The organism is Aeromonas sp. ASNIH2 (assembly GCF_002934795.1).
GTDB lineage: Bacteria > Pseudomonadota > Gammaproteobacteria > Enterobacterales > Aeromonadaceae > Aeromonas > Aeromonas caviae.
Window position 1 is genome coordinate 1,678,622 of the sequence record NZ_CP026406.1, and the last position, 16,784, is coordinate 1,695,405.

Here is a 16,784-nt window from a genome sequence, read left to right on the forward strand (position 1 = left end):
TGCCTGAGCATCACCACGCGCATCCCGCGTTATCCGTTTAAACCCAGGCAAGGTCGCGCCGGATACCCGGCGCGACACTCAATCCTCTTACGCGTACAGCGGGTTGACCTTGTCGGCATCGATGCCGTACTTGGCGATGGCTTCGGCCACAACCTGCTTGTCTACCTCGCCGCGCTTGGCCAGTTCGGTCAGGGCAGCAACCACTACGTAGAACTCGTTCACTTCGAAGTGACGACGTAGGTTGGCACGGCTGTCGGAGCGGCCGTAACCGTCGGTACCCAGTACACGGTAGTTCTCGGTCGGAACGAAGGCACGCACCTGATCGGCGAAGGACTTCATGTAGTCAGTCGCAGCGATGGTGGCTTCGCTGCCCAGTACCTGAGCGATGTAGGGCACACGCGCTTCGGCGGTCGGGTGCAGCATGTTCCAGCGATCCGCGTCCTGACCGTCACGAGCCAGTTCGTTGAAGGAGGTGACGCTGAACACGTCGGAACCCACGCCGTACTCGCTGGCCAGGATCTGGGCGGCAGTACGCACGTGACCCAGGATGGAACCACAACCCAGCAGCTGTACCTTGGCCTTGGTGCCGGCCACGGTTTCCAGCTTGTAGATACCCTTGCGGATGCCTTCCTCGGCGCCTTCCGGCATAGCCGGCATGGCATAGTTCTCGTTCAGGGTGGTGATGTAGTAGAACACGTTTTCCGGGTTCTCACCGTACATGCGGCGCAGGCCGTCCTGTACGATCACCGCCACTTCATAGGCGTAGGACGGGTCGTAGGAGATGCAGTTCGGGATGGTGTTGGCCAGGATGTGGCTGTGGCCATCTTCGTGCTGCAAGCCCTCTCCGTTAAGAGTGGTACGACCGGAGGTCGCGCCCAGCAGGAAGCCACGGGCTTGCTGGTCACCGGCTGCCCACGCCATGTCGCCGATCCGCTGGAAGCCGAACATGGAGTAGTAGATGTAGAACGGGATCATCGGGCAGTCGTTGGTGCTGTAAGAGGTGGCAGCAGCCAGCCAGGAGGACATGGCGCCCAGCTCGTTGATACCGTCTTGCAGAACCTGACCCTGCTTGTCTTCCTTGTAGTAGGAAACGATGTCGCGGTCTTGCGGGGTGTACTGCTGACCGTGCGGGCTGTAGATACCGATCTGGCGGAACAGGCCTTCCATACCGAAGGTACGGGCTTCGTCAGCCAGGATCGGGACGATGCGCTTGCCGATGGACTTGTCTTTCAGCATCACGTTCAGGGAACGCACGAACGCCATGGTGGTGGAGATTTCGCGCGCCTGTTCACCCAGCAGCGGACCGAAGGCATCCAGCGCCGGGATTTCCAGCTTGGTGGTGCTCTCGCGCAGACGGGTCGGTACATAGCCCTTCAGTGCGGCACGGCGGGCGTGCAGGTACTTGTGCTCTTCGGTACCCTCTTCGATCTTCAGGTACGGCAGGTTTTCCAGCTGCTCGTCGGTGACCGGCAGGTTGAAACGATCGCGCAGGTGGCGCACGGAGCCCAGATCCATCTTCTTGACCTGGTGAGCGATGTTCTTGCCTTCGGCCGCTTCGCCCATGCCATAGCCCTTGATGGTCTTGGCCAGGATCACGGTCGGCTTGCCCTTGGTCTGTGCAGCCTTGGAGAAGGCGGCGAACAGTTTGCGGGGGTCGTGACCACCACGGTTCAGGGCGAAGATCTCCTCGTCGGTCATGTCTTTGACCAGCGCGGCGGTTTCCGGGTAACGGTTGAAGAAGTGCTCGCGCACGTAGGCACCGTCGCGGGACTTCATGGTCTGGTAGTCACCATCCACGGTCTCGTTCATCAGCTGGATCAGCTTGCCGGAAGTATCTTTCTTCAGCAGCTCATCCCACTTGCGACCCCAGATGACCTTGGTCACGTCCCAGCCAGCGCCGGCGAACAGACCTTCCAGCTCGTTGATGACCTTGCCGTTGCCGACAACCGGACCATCCAGACGCTGCAGGTTGCAGTTGACCACGAACACCAGGTTGTCGAGCTTTTCACGCACGGCAACGGTCAGGGCACCCTTGGCTTCCGGCTCGTCCATCTCGCCGTCACCCAGGAAGGCGTAAACGGTCTGCTCGGAGCAATCCTTGATGCCACGGTCGGTCAGGTACTTCAGGAAACGCGCCTGATAGATGGCGGCGATGGGGCCCAGACCCATGGAAACGGTCGGGAACTGCCAGAATTCCGGCATCAGTTTCGGGTGCGGGTAGGAAGGGATACCCTTGCCATCCACTTCCTGACGGAAGTTGTCCAGCTGCTCTTCGGTCAGACGACCTTCGGCGAATGCACGGGCGTAGATGCCCGGGGAGATGTGACCCTGGAAGTAGACCAGATCGCCACCGTCCTTCTCGTTGCGGGCACGGAAGAAGTGGTTGTAGCAGACTTCATAGATGGTCGCGGAAGAAGCGAAGGAAGACATGTGACCACCCAGGTCCAGGTCTTTCTTGGAGGCGCGCAGCACGATCATCATGGCGTTCCAGCGGATGATGGCGCGAATGCGGCGTTCCATTTCCAGGTCGCCCGGGTAGGCCGGCTCGTCGCTGGACGGGATGGTGTTGATGTAGTCGCGGTTTGCCTTGGCAGCCACGTCCACACCGCTTGCGCGGGCTTTCTCGGCCAACTGTTCAAGGATGAACTGAGCGCGTTGCGGACCCTCTTCACGCAGCAGGGATTCCAGAGAGGCAAGCCACTCCAGCGTTTCTATCGGGTCCACATCGTTCTTCAGGATATCAGACATGGCTGGTTCCTATGTTGTTGTGATTGCACGGCATTGCACGGCGAAGGGCGCAAGCATTCGACAATTAAGAAAGCCTTGTGGGATTAGTTTTCCTGCTGACGGATCCGACGCATGGATCGCTGGATCCGGCTGTCTTCCCTCTGCATATCCAACAAGGTGTCCTCGATAAAGGCCAGGTGCTCATGACAAGCAGCCCTGGCCCGCTCCGGAGCCCCCGACAGGATAGCCTCGATCAGGCTCGCACGATGGCGACGGATCTTGGCGACCACTCCCGGACGGCGATTCAAAATTTCGTTATTGCGTAAAATGTTCTGCTCGAGCATGGGGCCCATGGCCCGCAACAGGTGCAGCAGCACCACGTTGTGGGAGGCCTCGGCCACGGCCAGATAGAACTGGGTCACGGCGGCCGATTCGACCACCAGCGACCCTTGCTGACCGGCTTCTTCGATGGCGGCTTGCGCCAGGCGAATCCGTTCGAAATCAGCCTCGGTGCCCCGCAGCGCCGCATAGTAGGCACAGATGCCTTCCAGCGCGTGACGAAACTCCAGCAGGTCGTACTGGGCTTCCGGGTGAGTGCTGAGCAGTTCGAACAGGGGGTCGGCGATCCCCTTGCTCAGGGCATTTTGTACGTAAGTGCCACCGCCCTGACGACGATACAAGAGTCCTCTCGCTTCCAGGCGCTGGATGGCTTCGCGCAAGGAAGGGCGCGACACCTGAAACTGGATGGCGAGTTCCCGCTCGGGCGGCAACTTCTGGCCCGGCTGCAGGCTGCCTTCCAGAATCATGCTTTCCAGCTCGGCGACGATGGCGTCGGCCAGCTTGGGCTGAGTTATCTTGATATAGGGCATGAGGCTACTTTGTTAAATTGGTATTACCAATTTTATGGTTGGGGCGAAAATTAGCAGAGGGCTTGAAAAAAGTCCACCCAAAAGATGATCTGAATCAAGAAGCTCGGTTGCCACTTTGGGGGTAAAAGCGCGGAATCATGATATAGCTCATAGAAAATGGTCTGACCAATATTTGTGAGCTTGCTCACCGATAACATTTGGCCAACAGCATGAAAAATGGCTTGCCAGACAAGGCAAGCCATTGATTCTAAAAACACAAAATAATTTTTAGATTTTTCACTCAAAGTGAAGCTTTTCCCGATAGCGAGGCCATTCGAAACTGTCACCCGGATCCGTCTTGCGGCCCGGCGCGATGTCGCAGTGGCCGACAATACGGTCCGCCGTGATGGCGGGATAACGGTGAACAATCGCCCGGCTGAGGTCCGACAGTACCTCGTATTGCTTGTCGCTGTAGGGAAGCTCGTCGGTCCCTTCCAGTTCGATCCCGATGGAAAAATCGTTGCACGCCTCCCTCCCCTCCCAGCTCGAGACTCCCGCATGCCATGCCCTGGCGCCAAAAGGCACGTACTGTACCAGTCCCCCATCGCGGCGGATCAGGCAGTGGGCCGAGACCCTCAGTTGATGAATACCGGCGAAATAGGGGTGAGCACCGGGATCGAGCCGCCCCAGAAACAGATCGTCGATAAAGGGGCCACCAAACTGCCCGGGGGGCAGGCTGATGCCGTGTATCACCAGCAAGGAGACATCCTCCGGGCTGAGCCTCTCATTGTGATGGGGGGAAGGCACCTTGCGGGCCTGCTCGCACCATCCTTCTCGATCGATGGAAAACAGGGTTGTGGGTTGTGTCATCGTCTGCTCGACTCACAAATGAAAGCGATGTGCCTCTGGCGGGATGGGAAAACTGGGAACAAGTCTCTGAATTCATGGATAACGCTATGTTAGGCTAAGCCATTCACTCGCGCGATATGGGACACACTATGCACCCGATGGCACGCCGTCTCTGGCTGCTCGCCTGGCTCTCGCTGCTGGGTCTGCTGACCTTCTACTTTCATGGTCGTGAACAACCGTCGGTGACCGCCAGCGGCGATCTATTGCTCAGGGCCGATGCCAGCGGCCATTATCGTCTGGAGGGTGCCATCAACGACCAACCGGTGCAACTGCTGCTGGACACAGGAGCAACCCGGGTGACCATACCGAGCCAGGTGGCCGCCCGGCTCGGCCTCGTCGCCACGGGCCGCAGCCGTGTCAACACGGCGGCCGGAGAGATCCAGGTCGAAACCAGCCGGATCGAAAGTCTGGCGATGGGTCCGCTGACCCTGTACGATTTGTCCGTCTTTATCAATCCGGCTGCCGACGGGGAGGAGATCCTGGTGGGCATGAATGCCCTGGGCAGGCTGGAATTGCGCCAGAAAGACAGGCAATTGCTTCTCAGACCCTTGCAGGAATAAGGCATGTTACAACAGGACATCCGCCGCGCCGTGCGCGCCGCACTTCTCGAAGACTTGGGCGATGCCCTCACCGCGCTGGATCAACCGGATGCCAGCGCCGACATCACGGCCCAGCTGATCCCGGCCGATCGCATCTCGACCGCGCGAGTCATCACCCGCGAGGCGGGCGTCTTCTGCGGCCAGCCCTGGGTCGACGAGGTGTTTGCCCAGCTCGGTGGCGAAGTGAAGGTCGAGTGGAAAGTGCAAGATGGTGAACGCCTTGCCCCCAATCAGGAGCTGTTCCGCCTCCATGGCCCCGCCCGCGTGCTGCTGACCGGCGAGCGCAATGCGCTGAACTTCGTGCAGACCCTTTCCGGGGTCGCCACCCTGACCGCCCGTTATGTAGCCGAGCTGGAAGGCACTGACTGCCGCCTGCTCGATACCCGCAAGACCCTGCCAGGCCTTCGCAGCGCCCAGAAGTATGCGGTCACCTGCGGCGGCGGCAAAAACCACCGCATCGGTCTGTTTGATGCCTACCTCATCAAGGAGAACCACATTCTCGCCTGCGGCGGCATCGCTGAAGCAATCAGCGAAGCGCGCCGTCTCAATCCGGACAAACCGGTGGAAGTCGAGGTCGAATCCCTGGCCGAGCTGGAGCAGGCCCTGGCCGCACGGGCCGACATCGTGATGCTGGACAACTTCGACATCCCCATGATGCAGGAGGCCGTTCGCCTCAATCAGGGCAGAGCCAAGCTGGAGGTCTCCGGCAACGTCACCCTCGATACCCTTGCCGGATACGCCGCGACCGGGATCGACTTCATCTCGGTGGGAGCGCTGACCAAGCATGTGCGGGCACTGGATCTCTCCATGCGCTTTGTCGCGGCTTGAGCAAGCCCCATCCGTTGCTCGTGCCCAAAAATATTACAGGGCTCGAAACTTGCAAAAGGCGCCATCGGCGCCTTTTCTTTATGCAGGATCCCACGACATAAGGAGTGTGAAGATGGGCCCTCCCGCCTCATGACAAGTGCCAATGGAAGCCATTTAATCTTTGATTTTTCTACACATTTCACTAAATGACATAAAAGCGGCGAACAAGGTCCCCGCCTCTGTTGCCAACCCGAAGCGCTCGGATAAGATACCAGCGTGGATAGCATTCCACCGGTGCTTATCAGGAAACATGGAAAAAAGGATATTTGACATGAAAAGCGTCATGAACAAACAGTCGGGCTTTACCCTTATTGAATTGATGATAGTGGTCGCTATCGTCGCCATACTGGCCGCTATCGCCCTGCCGGCGTATCAGACCTACACCAAGAAAGCGAAGTTCTCGGAGGTTGTCGCTTCAACTGGCTCATTTAAATCAGCTATTGAAGTGTGTGCTCAAACCACAGCGGCCGCTAACGGAACCTTATCCACTTGTGATGCAGGTACAAATGGTGTTCCTGCCAATATTTCAGCCGCGAATGGAAATGTCGCATCAGTCACAGTTGATGCAGCTAACAACCGGATTACGGCAACAGCCGTCAACACCAACGGACTGAGTGGTGAAACATATATTCTGCTCCCAACAGTTCAGAGTGGGAAAGTTAATTGGGCTGCCAACCCATCTGGTGCAGTGGGTTCTTGTGTAGCGGCCGGTATCTGCTAACGCATGACCTCAAGTCCCAATAGCGGCCTGGCCACCAGCCTGGCCGCTTCTTCCCTCCTCAGTGAGCCGGACTCACAGCGCTATCTGAGCCAGGCCAAGGCGCAGCGCAAGCCCTTTGTCACCTTCCTGATTGAAAACGACATCCTCGACAGCAAAGCCCTCGCCGATTTCTGCGAGCTGGAATATGGGGTACCTCTGCTGGATCTGGCGGCCTTTGATCTCGCCGAGATCCCGCAGAAATACCTCAATCAAAAGCTGATTGAAAAGCACCATGTCCTGCCCATCTACACCCAGGGGCATACTCTCTATATCGCCATGTCCGATCCGACCAATGTGTCGGCTCTGGAGGATTTTGGCTTCAGCTTCGGCCTGCATACGGAAGCCCTGCTGGTCGAAGAGAGCAAGCTGACCGCCGCCATCGGCAAGCTGATGGAGAGCGAGCAGGATACCCTGGGCATGGATCATATCGACGAGGCCGAGATCTCCGAACTCGAGGTCTCCGACGAGAGTTCCCGCCTCGACGAGAGCGTCAACACCGCGGACGATGACGCCCCCATCGTCAAATACATCCACAAGATCATGATGGATGCCATCAAGCGCGGGGCCTCCGACCTGCATTTCGAACCCTACGAGACCAAGTACCGAATCCGCTTTCGGGTAGACGGCATACTGCACGAAGTCGCCACGCCGCCGGTCAACCTGGCCAACCGCTTCGCGGCTCGCCTCAAGGTGATGGCGCGGCTCGACATTGCCGAACGGCGCCTGCCCCAGGATGGCCGCATCAAGCTCAAGATCTCGCGCAACAGATCCATGGACATGCGGGTCAACACCCTGCCCACCATGTGGGGCGAAAAGATCGTGATCCGGCTGCTGGACTCCTCGGCCGCCCGACTCAATATCGATCAGCTCGGCTTTGACGACCGGCAGAAGACGCAATACCTGCACGCCCTCTCCAAACCTCAGGGCATGATCCTGGTCACCGGTCCCACGGGGTCTGGCAAGACGGTCTCACTCTATACCGGCCTCAACATTCTCAACACCAGCGAGGTCAATATCTCCACCGCCGAAGATCCGGTTGAGATAAACCTGCCCGGCGTCAACCAGGTGCAGATCAATCCCAAAGCAGGGCTCACCTTCGCCAGCGCCCTGCGCTCCTTCCTGCGCCAGGATCCCGACATCGTCATGGTGGGGGAGATACGGGATCTGGAAACCGCCGAGATCGCCATCAAGGCCGCCCAGACCGGTCACCTGGTGCTCTCCACCCTGCACACCAACTCGGCGGCAGAAACGCTCACCCGGATGATGAACATGGGGGTGCCGGCCTTCAACATCGCCTCTTCGGTCACCCTCATCATGGCCCAGCGCCTTGCCCGCAAACTCTGCGATCACTGCAAGGCGCCGGAAGTGGTGCCGGAAGCCGAGTTGCTGGAGCTGGGCTTCACCCAGCAGCAACTGGCCGCCGGGTTGCGGCTGTTCAAGCCCGTGGGATGCAAGGAGTGCTCGGGAGGCTACAGAGGCCGGGTCGGCATCTATGAGATCATGCTGATGTCCGACAACATCGCCAAACTCATCATGCAGGGCGCCAACTCGCTGCAAATCGCGGCCATCGCCCAGAAGGAAGGGATGCGCACCCTGCGCACCTCCGGCCTTGAAAAAGCCCGCCTGGGAGTCACCAGCCTGGCCGAAATCAACAGGATCACCACCAACTAAGTTCGCAGTGCCCGAGTCATCTCGCCGGGTGAAGCCGCTGTAATCACCCCGATGACCTTCTTCAAGCCAAGATGAGCCGGACAGGCAGCAGCATCCGGCCACCGTCGCCCAATTGCAGGATGCAGTGATGGCCACATTAGCTCAAAAACGCAACGCACCGAAAAAAGTCTTCTCCTACCGCTGGCACGGCGTCAACCGCAAGGGACAGAAGGTCTCCGGCGAGCTGCAAGCCGACAGCATCACCACCGTCAAGGCCGAGCTGCGCAAGCAGGGCGTCAACGTCACCAGGGTCAGCAAGCAGAGCCAGGGGCTCTTCTCCAAGGGCGGCGCCAAGATCAAGCCGATGGACATCGCCGTCATCTCCCGCCAGATCACCACCATGCTCTCCGCCGGCGTGCCTCTGGTGCAGAGTCTTCAGATCATTGCTCGCGGCCACGAGAAAGCGGCGGTGCGCGAACTCATCGGCCAGATCGCCGCCGATGTGGAAACGGGCACCCCGCTCTCGGAGGCGTTGCGCCGCCATCCCCGCCACTTCGACGACCTCTATTGCGACCTGGTCGAGGCCGGGGAGCAATCCGGTGCCCTGGAGACCATCTACGACCGTATCGCCATCTACCGCGAGAAGAACGAAGCCCTCAAATCCAAGATCAAGAAGGCCATGTTCTATCCGTCCATGGTCATTCTGGTGGCCATCGTCGTCACCTCCATCCTGCTGCTCTTCGTCATTCCCCAGTTCGAGGATATCTTCAAGAGCTTCGGTGCCGAGCTGCCCGCCTTTACCCGGTTCGTCATCGCCATCTCCCGCTTCATGCAGGAGTGGTGGTACGCCATCTTTGGCGGCGCGGCTCTCGCCGTCTTCCTCTATGTGCGGGCCTGGCGAAAATCCCAGAAGGTCAGGGACAACACGGACAAGTTCATCCTCACCATTCCCGTGGTGGGCAACATACTGCACAAGGCGGCCATGGCCCGTTTTGCACGCACCCTCTCCACCACCTTCTCCGCCGGTATCCCACTGGTGGATGCCCTGGTCTCGGCGGCCGGAGCATCGGGCAACTATGTCTATCGCACTGCGACCATGGCCATTCGCAACGAGGTGGTGGCCGGCATGCAGATCAACGTCGCCATGCGCACCGTGGATCTTTTCCCCGACATGGTGACCCAGATGGTGATGATCGGTGAGGAATCCGGCGCCATCGACGACATGCTCTCCAAGGTCGCCGCCATTTTCGAACAGGAGGTGGACGACATGGTCGACGGCCTCACCAGCCTGCTCGAACCCATCATCATGGTGGTGCTCGGGGTGCTGGTCGGCGGCATGGTAGTAGCCATGTACCTCCCCATTTTCAAGCTGGGCTCTGTGATACACTGACCCCCTCGACAGAGGGCCGGGCGGTGCATTTCCCCCGGCCATCTGTCATCCCCGTTCCCGACACAAGCGATTGATCTATGGTGCCTTTGATCGAACTGGCCCAGGGCTTGCCCTGGCTCTATCTCTCCTTGATTTTCCTTTTCTCCCTGATGGTGGGCAGCTTCCTGAACGTGGTGATCCATCGCCTGCCCATCATGATGGAGCGGGCCTGGCATGCCGAATACAGCGACTATTTCGGTGACGGTGAAGAGACTCCTCCTGCAACCGGACGATACAACCTCATGATGCCTCGCTCCCGCTGCCCCCACTGCGACCACCCCATAGGGGCGCTGGAGAACATTCCCCTGCTGAGCTGGCTATGGCTCAGGGGGCGCTGCCGCAACTGCCACACCCCCATTTCGGCTCGCTATCCCCTGGTCGAGCTGCTCACCGCCCTGCTATCGGTCTCGGTAGCAGCCGCGCTTGCCCCCGGCTGGGGCACCCTTGCCGCTCTGCTGCTCACCTGGACATTGGTCGCACTGACCTTCATCGACCTGGACAAGATGCTCTTGCCGGATCAGCTCACCCTGCCCCTGCTCTGGGGTGGCCTGCTGTTCAATCTGGCAGGCGGTTTCGTGCCCCTGGCCGATGGGGTGGTCGGCGCCATGGCGGGTTATCTGGTGCTCTGGAGCCTCTACTGGGCCTTCAAGCTGCTGACCGGCAAGGAAGGGATGGGCTATGGCGACTTCAAACTGCTGGCGGCGCTGGGCGCCTGGCTGGGATGGCAAGCATTGCCCATCGTGCTGCTGCTCTCTTCGCTGGCGGGCGCCATCATCGGCATCGGTCTCATCCTGCTGCGCAACCACCACCAGGGCAAACCCATTCCCTTTGGCCCCTATCTCGCCATCGCGGGCTGGATAACGCTGCTGTGGGGCGATAGCATCACCCGCTGGTATCTTGATGTCGTGCTCTAGCAAAAGGATCTCTGACCCATGTATGTAGTCGCAATCACTGGGGGAATCGGCAGCGGCAAGACCACGGTTGCCAACCGCTTTGCCGAGCTGGGCATCGAGGTGGTGGATGCGGACATCATCGCCCGTGAGGTGGTGGAGCCCGGCACCCCTGCTCTGGCTGCCATCGCAGCCCATTTTGGCCCGGATGTCGTTGCCCCCGATGGCCAGCTCGATCGCCGCCGGCTGCGAGAGCGGATCTTCACCGACTCACAGGCCAAGGAGTGGCTCAATGCCCTGCTCCATCCCCTCATCCGCAGCGAGATGCTGCGCCAGTGTGCGGCAACCCGCTCCCCCTACTGCCTGCTGGTCGTCCCCTTGCTGGTGGAAAACAGACTCACTTCCCTCGCCGATCGGGTACTGGTGATCGATGTGGACGAAGCGACGCAAATCGAGCGTACCTGCCGCCGCGATGGCGTCACTCGGGAACAGGCCCAGGCGATACTGGCGTCCCAGGCGAGCCGCAGCGAACGCCTGGCGATGGCCGACGACGTCCTGGACAACCAGAGTGGTACGAGTGAGACCATCGGGCAGCGAATTTTCGCCCTGCACCAGACATATCTGGCATTTGCCTCTCAACAAGCCCACCAACTGTGAGTACACTAGGCCGGTTTATGGCTGGCCAGGATTAGGCATGATTTACGATTTTCCCCTCAATGAAAAAAGCCGGACCTATCTTCGTCTGGAGTCCCTGTTTTCCCAGATCCGCGACAATCTGGAGAGTGACCAGTCCTGGGCACATATCGCCTTCTTCAAGGGGTTGTTCGATTTGCAGGAGTTGCTGGAGCGTGGTGACCTGCGTGCCGATCTCATCAAGGATCTGGAGCGCCTCGGCCAACGCCTGAGCCACTGGGCCAGTCTGCCTGACGTCGATCTCGAGCAGATCCAGCGGATGCAGCAGGAGAGTACCCAGCTCTCCCGCAACCTGCTGAACTCCCCGCGCCCCGGCGCCCGTCTGAAAGAGGATCGCCTGCTCGGCTCCATTCGTCAGCGCTTCTCCATTCCGGGTGGTCTGTGCGCCTTCGATGTGCCGCAACTGCACCACTGGCTGGCGACCCCGGCCGTCACCCGCCACCAGCAGATGCAGCAATGGCTGAGTGACATCACCCTGCTGATGAACGCCATCTCCCTGTTGCTGCGCCTGTGGCGCGAGTCGGGCAACTTCAGCGACCAGGTGGCCACCAACGGCTTCTTCCAGGATACCGCCGAAGGGGCTGAACTGATCCGCATCCGTCTGGCGGGCACCCAGCCCTGCTATCCGACCCTGAGCGGCCACAAGAACCGCTTCGCCCTGCGCTTCCTGCCGACGACGGAACAGCAGATAGGCGACGTCTCCTTCCAGCTTGCCTGTTGTTGAGGGGCGCCCCATGGTGACCAAGGTAAAGTGCCCGACCTGTCAGAGCGAGATCGAATGGGGTCCGCAGAGCCCGTTTCGCCCCTTCTGCAGCAAGCGCTGCCAGCTGATCGACCTCGGCGAGTGGGCGGATGAACAGAAGCGCATCCCGGGCGAGATCAACCCGGATCTGCTGCCCGATCCGGAACAGGGCGATCCCTGGCAATAAACACTTCACGATCAAAAAAGGGCCCTCAGGCCCTTTTTCGCTGGTATTGATTCCCTTTCAGGCAAGCGAGGCCTGCAACCGCGCGACGATGGGGCCGTTGGCATCCGGGAAGTGGTATTCGTGCAGCGAGGCCAGTGGTACCCAGCGGCACTCCTGTCCCTCCTTGCCAAAGGGCTCGCCGTGGAAACGGGTCACCTTCCAGATATCCAGCAAGACCTGCTTGTCGGGATAATCGTGGTGCAGCTCCATGAAGGGGGCACAATCTTGCACCCGGATCCCGATCTCTTCCCACAATTCCCTGTCCAGCGCGGTGAGCAGATCCTCCCCCGACTCCACCTTGCCACCGGGAAACTCCCAGCGATCCCCCTGATGGCGATCGGCTGAGCGTTTGGCGATGAAGATATCGCCCCGTTCGTTCTCGATGACGCCCACCGCCACCCAGATCCGTTTCTTCTGTTCCATCATTGTCCTCAGCGTAAACACGGCAAACGGGCGATCCAGGGGGCAAGCCGAATGGCCTGCTGATCCCCCCGGGCCCTGAAGAGATCCTGCCCGACATGCTCATTGCCCGGCGGCGCAACCTGCGGCCAGGGCACCGCACCGGGCGGAGTGAAACAACGATCGTGTACCCGCGCGCTCTGGCGCAGATAGCGCCATAAACAGTCCCGCAAGAACCACTGGTCGATGTTCGGTGTTTCCATGGTACTGGGCTGATAGCTCGCCATCAGCGGCGCAAGGGGAGGCAGCACACCGGCCACACCGCCCCACATGCCGGCCAGCACCAGATCGGTGTGGCTCCACCAGTCACGCATGATATGGAACCAGCGCCCCGATGCAAGCCAGTCATCGACGGCCAGCCGCTCCCGCAGATTCAGCACGGAGTCCGCATCGCGCACAAGAAAGCGCCCCACGCCGGGATCATTGGCGACCTGGAAGCGCCAGCAGAGGCGCTGACGCTGGGATTGGCCATCGGGCTGCACCTTTATCTCGGCGCCATGTTCCTGCAGGCAGGCCAGAAACCCCTGAGGGACACTGCCATCCACATAGAAGCGCACCCGCCAGCCAGGATAGAGGTAAGCTGCGGCCAGCACATTGTCGAGTGCTCCCCGCAAATAGCGGGGCTGTGCTCCCCACAAGGAGAAGGCGATGACTGCCTGCTTCTCCCCCTGCTCCGCGAGCCAGTCATCCGGCCCCTCTGCCGGCAGTACCCACCCCGCGACAGGCTGCGAGACGGCCTCATCCTTGAGAGTCAGGGCACGGGTTCCCGCTTGTGCCGCTTCTTCATGGCGTCCTAGCTTGGCAAGGGAAGTGCAAAGCCCGTCATGGACCAGATAATCACCCGGCTCGCGCCGCACCAGTTCGACCAGGTGCGTCACGGCCCGCTCATGCTGATCGGAGCGCGAGAGGCAGACACAGAGATTGCGCAGCACCTCAGTGTTATCGGGCGCAGACCGGTACGCCAGCGTCAGCACCTGTGCCGCCGAGGCGGGATCGCCGGACAAAAAGAGGTAATAGGCAAACTGCAGTTGCAGGGGAACGGATTTGTTCGTCTCTGCGTTCAGCCTGTTCAGCACACAACGGATCGCCTCCTGGCGCTTCTCCTGCAGCCAGTGCCCATGTGCCTCCCCATCCCATCCCGCCGGCAATCTGCTCATCGTCCCCTCCTTGGTCCGAAAATGAATACACCGCCCGGAGGCGGTGTATTCATCATGGCAGGGTGTCACGTCAGCTGACCGTGACAGTGCTTGTATTTTTTACCCGAACCACAGGGGCAGGGATCATTGCGCCCGATCTTCTGTTCGTCGCGCACGAAGGTGGTATGGCCCTCGGCCCCACCCGTTTCCTCGTCAGCCAGCTGGTTTTCGGCCGTGGCATGGGTGTAGGTACGGGGAGCGGCTTCGGCCTGCTGGCGCTGCTGCTCTTCCATCGCCTCCACATCCCGCTCCTGCACCTGTACTCGGCTCAGGATGCTGACCACGTCGCGCTTGAGGGTCTCCAGCATCTGGGTGAACAGATCGAAGGATTCGCGCTTGTACTCCTGCTTGGGGTTCTTCTGGGCGTAGCCGCGCAGATGGATGCCCTGGCGCAGGTGATCCATGGCCGCCAGGTGCTCCTTCCACAGACCATCCAGCGTTTGCAGCATCACCGCCTTCTCGAAGTTGCGCAGCACCTCCTTGCCGACCAGCTCTTCCTTGTGGGCATAGAGCTTGGTGGCTTCATCCAGGATGCGTTCGCGCAGCTTCTCTTCATACAGCTTGTCGTCTTCCGCCAGCCACTGCTGCAACGGCAGATCCAGGGCGAAATCGGACTTCAGACGCGCTTCCAGACCCGGTACGTCCCACATCTCTTCCAAGGACTGGGGCGGGATGTACTCATCGATGATGGCGCCGTAGACGTCGTCACGGATGACGTGAATGGTCTCGGAGATGTCGTTGGTGTCCAGCAGTTCGTTGCGCTGCTCGTAGACCACCTTGCGCTGATCGTTGGCCACGTCGTCAAACTCGAGCAGGTTTTTACGGATGTCGAAGTTGCGACCTTCCACCTTGCGCTGGGCATTCTCGATGGCCTTGGTCACCCAGGGATGCTCGATGGCTTCGCCCTCTTCCATGCCCAGCTTCTTCATCATGCCGGTCACGCGGTCGGAGGCGAAGATCCGCATCAGGGTATCTTCCATGGAGAGGTAGAAGCGGGAGGAACCCGGATCACCCTGACGACCGGAACGGCCGCGCAGCTGGTTGTCGATACGACGGGATTCGTGACGCTCGGTACCGATGATGTGCAGGCCACCGGCCGCCAGCACTTCGTCATGACGCACCTGCCAGGCCGCTTTCAGCTCGGCAATCTGCTCGCTTGACGGGTTTTCCAGCTGGGCGATCTCCGCCTGCCAGTTGCCGCCCAGCACGATGTCGGTACCACGACCGGCCATGTTGGTGGCGATGGTGACGGCGCCGGTCTGGCCGGCCTGAGCGACGATCTCCGCTTCCATGGCATGGAACTTGGCGTTCAGTACCTTGTGCGGGATATTTTCCTTGGTCAGGATGCCGGAGAGCAGCTCGGAGTTCTCGATGGAGACGGTACCGACCAGCACAGGCTGGCCGCGCTTCACGCACTCGCGAATGTCCTGCACGATGGCCGCGTATTTCTCCTGGGCGGTCAGGTAGACGAGATCGCCCATGTCCTTGCGCACCATCGGCTTGTTGGTCGGGATGACCACGGTATCCAGGCCATAGATCTGCTGGAATTCAAAGGCTTCGGTATCCGCAGTACCGGTCATGCCCGCCAGCTTGTCGTACAGACGGAAGTAGTTCTGGAAGGTGATGGAGGCCAGGGTCTGGTTCTCGTTCTGGATCTTGACCCCTTCCTTCGCCTCGACCGCCTGGTGCAGACCGTCTGACCAGCGACGACCCGGCATGGTGCGGCCGGTGTGCTCGTCGACGATGACGATCTCGTCCTTCTGGACGATGTAGTCGACGTTGCGCTCGAACAGGGTGTGCGCGCGCAGGCCGGCATTGACGTGATGCAGCAGGCTGATGTTGGTGGCGGAGAACAGGGAGTCATCCTCGGCCAGCAGTCCCTCTTTCTTGAGCAGCTCTTCCACGAAGATCTGGCCGTTTTCGGTCAGCAGCGCCTGGCGGTTCTTCTCGTCCACCGTGTAGTGGCCGTCGCCGGTGTACTCCTCGGAGTCTTCCTTGTCCTGCTTGACCAGCAGGGGGATCAACTTGTTGATCTGGGTGTACATGGCGGAGCTGTCTTCCGCCGGACCGGAGATGATGAGCGGGGTGCGGGCTTCATCGATGAGCACCGAGTCCACCTCATCCACCAGCGCGTAGTTGAGCGGACGCTGTACGCGCTGCTCCGGCGAGAATGCCATGTTGTCGCGCAGGTAGTCGAAACCGAATTCGTTGTTGGTACCGTAGGTGATGTCGGCAGCGTAGGCATCGCGCTTCTGGGATGCATCCATGCCGGGCACGTTGCAGTCCACCGTCATGCCGAGGAAGGCGAACAGCGGGCGGTTGGCTTCCGCATCACGCTTGGCCAGATAGTCGTTCACCGTCACGACATGCACACCGCGGCCGGTCAGGGCGTTCAGGTAGGCCGGCAGCGTGGCCGTCAGGGTTTTACCTTCACCTGTCTTCATTTCGGCGATGCGGTTGGAGTTCAGCACCATGCCGCCGATCAGCTGGACGTCGAAGTGACGCATGCCGAACACACGGCGGGAGGCTTCACGGACGGTGGCGAACGCTTCCGGCAGCAACTGCTCCAGTGTTTCGCCCTGCTCCAGACGCTGACGGTACTCGGCGGTCTTCGCCTGCAGTTCCTGATCGGACAGTGCCTCGAACTGAGGCTCCATCGCATTGATTTGTTTTACAATTTTGCGCAAAGCCTTGAGCGTTCTGTCGTTCCGGCTGCCGATAATCTTGGTGAGCAGTGTGCTAATCATGGGTACCAACTGTTTTGGTTATATAAGCGTTCCGTCACTGGA

15 protein-coding genes are annotated in these 16,784 nt (G+C 60.2%); 9 read left to right on the forward strand and 6 right to left on the reverse strand.

The genetic code is table 11. From position 1 onward, the window contains the following. Positions 1-87: 87 nt before the first annotated feature. The 3 genes from aceE to ampD form a co-directional block, all read right to left on the reverse strand. Complete coding sequence (aceE, locus tag C3F36_RS07740; RefSeq protein WP_039040509.1) at positions 88-2,748, reverse strand: pyruvate dehydrogenase (acetyl-transferring), homodimeric type; 2,661 nt, start codon at positions 2,746-2,748, stop codon at positions 88-90. Between the two features lie 83 nt (positions 2,749-2,831). Beyond that, positions 2,832-3,596, reverse strand: coding sequence for a pyruvate dehydrogenase complex transcriptional repressor PdhR (gene pdhR, locus C3F36_RS07745; RefSeq protein WP_010675815.1), 765 nt, complete (start codon positions 3,594-3,596; stop codon positions 2,832-2,834). A 276-nt stretch (positions 3,597-3,872) separates the two neighbouring features. Beyond that, on the reverse strand, positions 3,873-4,445 hold the full coding sequence (gene ampD, locus C3F36_RS07755) for a 1,6-anhydro-N-acetylmuramyl-L-alanine amidase AmpD (RefSeq protein ID WP_104454845.1): 573 nt from the start codon (positions 4,443-4,445) through the stop codon (positions 3,873-3,875). 128 nt (positions 4,446-4,573) lie between these two features. Between ampD and C3F36_RS07760 the strand changes: the two genes are divergently transcribed. The 9 genes from C3F36_RS07760 to yacG all read left to right on the forward strand — a co-directional run bounded on the left by C3F36_RS07760 (position 4,574) and on the right by yacG (position 12,301). Next, positions 4,574-5,044 carry a retropepsin-like aspartic protease family protein gene (locus C3F36_RS07760; RefSeq protein WP_104454846.1) on the forward strand — a complete coding sequence of 157 codons (471 nt, stop codon included), beginning with the start codon at positions 4,574-4,576 and terminating at the stop codon, positions 5,042-5,044. 3 nt (positions 5,045-5,047) lie between these two features. Further along, complete coding sequence (nadC, locus tag C3F36_RS07765) at positions 5,048-5,911, forward strand: carboxylating nicotinate-nucleotide diphosphorylase (RefSeq protein ID WP_041213995.1); 864 nt, start codon at positions 5,048-5,050, stop codon at positions 5,909-5,911. Positions 5,912-6,233: 322 nt separating this feature from the next. Continuing rightward, complete coding sequence (tapA, locus tag C3F36_RS07770; RefSeq protein ID WP_104456018.1) at positions 6,234-6,671, forward strand: type IVa pilus major pilin TapA; 438 nt, start codon at positions 6,234-6,236, stop codon at positions 6,669-6,671. Between the two features lie 3 nt (positions 6,672-6,674). Beyond that, positions 6,675-8,381 carry a PilB family type IVa pilus assembly ATPase TapB gene (tapB, locus tag C3F36_RS07775; protein ID WP_104454847.1) on the forward strand — a complete coding sequence of 569 codons (1,707 nt, stop codon included), beginning with the start codon at positions 6,675-6,677 and terminating at the stop codon, positions 8,379-8,381. A gap of 127 nt (positions 8,382-8,508) precedes the next feature. After that, positions 8,509-9,750 carry a type II secretion system F family protein gene (locus C3F36_RS07780; RefSeq protein WP_010675822.1) on the forward strand — a complete coding sequence of 414 codons (1,242 nt, stop codon included), beginning with the start codon at positions 8,509-8,511 and terminating at the stop codon, positions 9,748-9,750. Between the two features lie 77 nt (positions 9,751-9,827). After that, positions 9,828-10,703, forward strand: a complete 876-nt coding sequence (locus C3F36_RS07785; RefSeq protein ID WP_104454848.1) for a prepilin peptidase — start codon at positions 9,828-9,830, stop codon at positions 10,701-10,703. A gap of 18 nt (positions 10,704-10,721) precedes the next feature. After that, a complete protein-coding gene (gene coaE / locus C3F36_RS07790) occupies positions 10,722-11,336 on the forward strand; it encodes a dephospho-CoA kinase (RefSeq protein WP_104454849.1) in 615 nt (204 codons plus the stop codon). Positions 11,337-11,373: 37 nt separating this feature from the next. Continuing rightward, the gene (zapD, locus tag C3F36_RS07795; protein WP_010675825.1) at positions 11,374-12,096 is read left to right on the forward strand and encodes a cell division protein ZapD; all 723 of its coding nucleotides are present in this window, start codon (positions 11,374-11,376) and stop codon (positions 12,094-12,096) included. A gap of 10 nt (positions 12,097-12,106) precedes the next feature. Beyond that, positions 12,107-12,301, forward strand: coding sequence for a DNA gyrase inhibitor YacG (gene yacG, locus C3F36_RS07800; RefSeq protein ID WP_039040499.1), 195 nt, complete (start codon positions 12,107-12,109; stop codon positions 12,299-12,301). 57 nt (positions 12,302-12,358) lie between these two features. Here yacG and mutT read toward each other — a convergent pair whose 3' ends face one another. The 3 genes from mutT to secA all read right to left on the reverse strand — a co-directional run bounded on the left by mutT (position 12,359) and on the right by secA (position 16,742). Continuing rightward, complete coding sequence (gene mutT / locus C3F36_RS07805) at positions 12,359-12,763, reverse strand: 8-oxo-dGTP diphosphatase MutT (protein WP_174213873.1); 405 nt, start codon at positions 12,761-12,763, stop codon at positions 12,359-12,361. A gap of 8 nt (positions 12,764-12,771) precedes the next feature. Further along, entirely contained in the window at positions 12,772-13,956 is a 1,185-nt protein-coding gene (locus tag C3F36_RS07810; RefSeq protein WP_104454850.1) for a tetratricopeptide repeat protein, read from the reverse strand. A 65-nt stretch (positions 13,957-14,021) separates the two neighbouring features. Beyond that, the gene (gene secA, locus C3F36_RS07815; RefSeq protein ID WP_039040496.1) at positions 14,022-16,742 is read right to left on the reverse strand and encodes a preprotein translocase subunit SecA; all 2,721 of its coding nucleotides are present in this window, start codon (positions 16,740-16,742) and stop codon (positions 14,022-14,024) included. Positions 16,743-16,784 lie beyond the last annotated feature (42 nt).

Excerpts from the sequence above, each read along its gene's own strand:
- zapD (WP_010675825.1), top strand. The coding sequence starts at position 11,374 with ATGATTTACGATTTTCCCCTCAATGAAAAAAGCCGGACCTATCTTCGT.
- C3F36_RS07760 (WP_104454846.1), top strand. The coding sequence starts at position 4,574 with ATGCACCCGATGGCACGCCGTCTCTGGCTGCTCGCCTGGCTCTCGCTG.
- pdhR (WP_010675815.1), bottom strand. The coding sequence starts at position 3,596 with ATGCCCTATATCAAGATAACTCAGCCCAAGCTGGCCGACGCCATCGTC.
- nadC (WP_041213995.1), top strand. The coding sequence starts at position 5,048 with ATGTTACAACAGGACATCCGCCGCGCCGTGCGCGCCGCACTTCTCGAA.
- C3F36_RS07780 (WP_010675822.1), top strand. The coding sequence starts at position 8,509 with ATGGCCACATTAGCTCAAAAACGCAACGCACCGAAAAAAGTCTTCTCC.
- coaE (WP_104454849.1), top strand. The coding sequence starts at position 10,722 with ATGTATGTAGTCGCAATCACTGGGGGAATCGGCAGCGGCAAGACCACG.
- tapB (WP_104454847.1), top strand. The coding sequence starts at position 6,675 with ATGACCTCAAGTCCCAATAGCGGCCTGGCCACCAGCCTGGCCGCTTCT.
- C3F36_RS07785 (WP_104454848.1), top strand. The coding sequence starts at position 9,828 with ATGGTGCCTTTGATCGAACTGGCCCAGGGCTTGCCCTGGCTCTATCTC.
- yacG (WP_039040499.1), top strand. The coding sequence starts at position 12,107 with ATGGTGACCAAGGTAAAGTGCCCGACCTGTCAGAGCGAGATCGAATGG.
- C3F36_RS07810 (WP_104454850.1), bottom strand. The coding sequence starts at position 13,956 with ATGAGCAGATTGCCGGCGGGATGGGATGGGGAGGCACATGGGCACTGG.
- aceE (WP_039040509.1), bottom strand. The coding sequence starts at position 2,748 with ATGTCTGATATCCTGAAGAACGATGTGGACCCGATAGAAACGCTGGAG.
- ampD (WP_104454845.1), bottom strand. The coding sequence starts at position 4,445 with ATGACACAACCCACAACCCTGTTTTCCATCGATCGAGAAGGATGGTGC.
- mutT (WP_174213873.1), bottom strand. The coding sequence starts at position 12,763 with ATGGAACAGAAGAAACGGATCTGGGTGGCGGTGGGCGTCATCGAGAAC.
- tapA (WP_104456018.1), top strand. The coding sequence starts at position 6,234 with ATGAACAAACAGTCGGGCTTTACCCTTATTGAATTGATGATAGTGGTC.
- secA (WP_039040496.1), bottom strand. The coding sequence starts at position 16,742 with ATGATTAGCACACTGCTCACCAAGATTATCGGCAGCCGGAACGACAGA.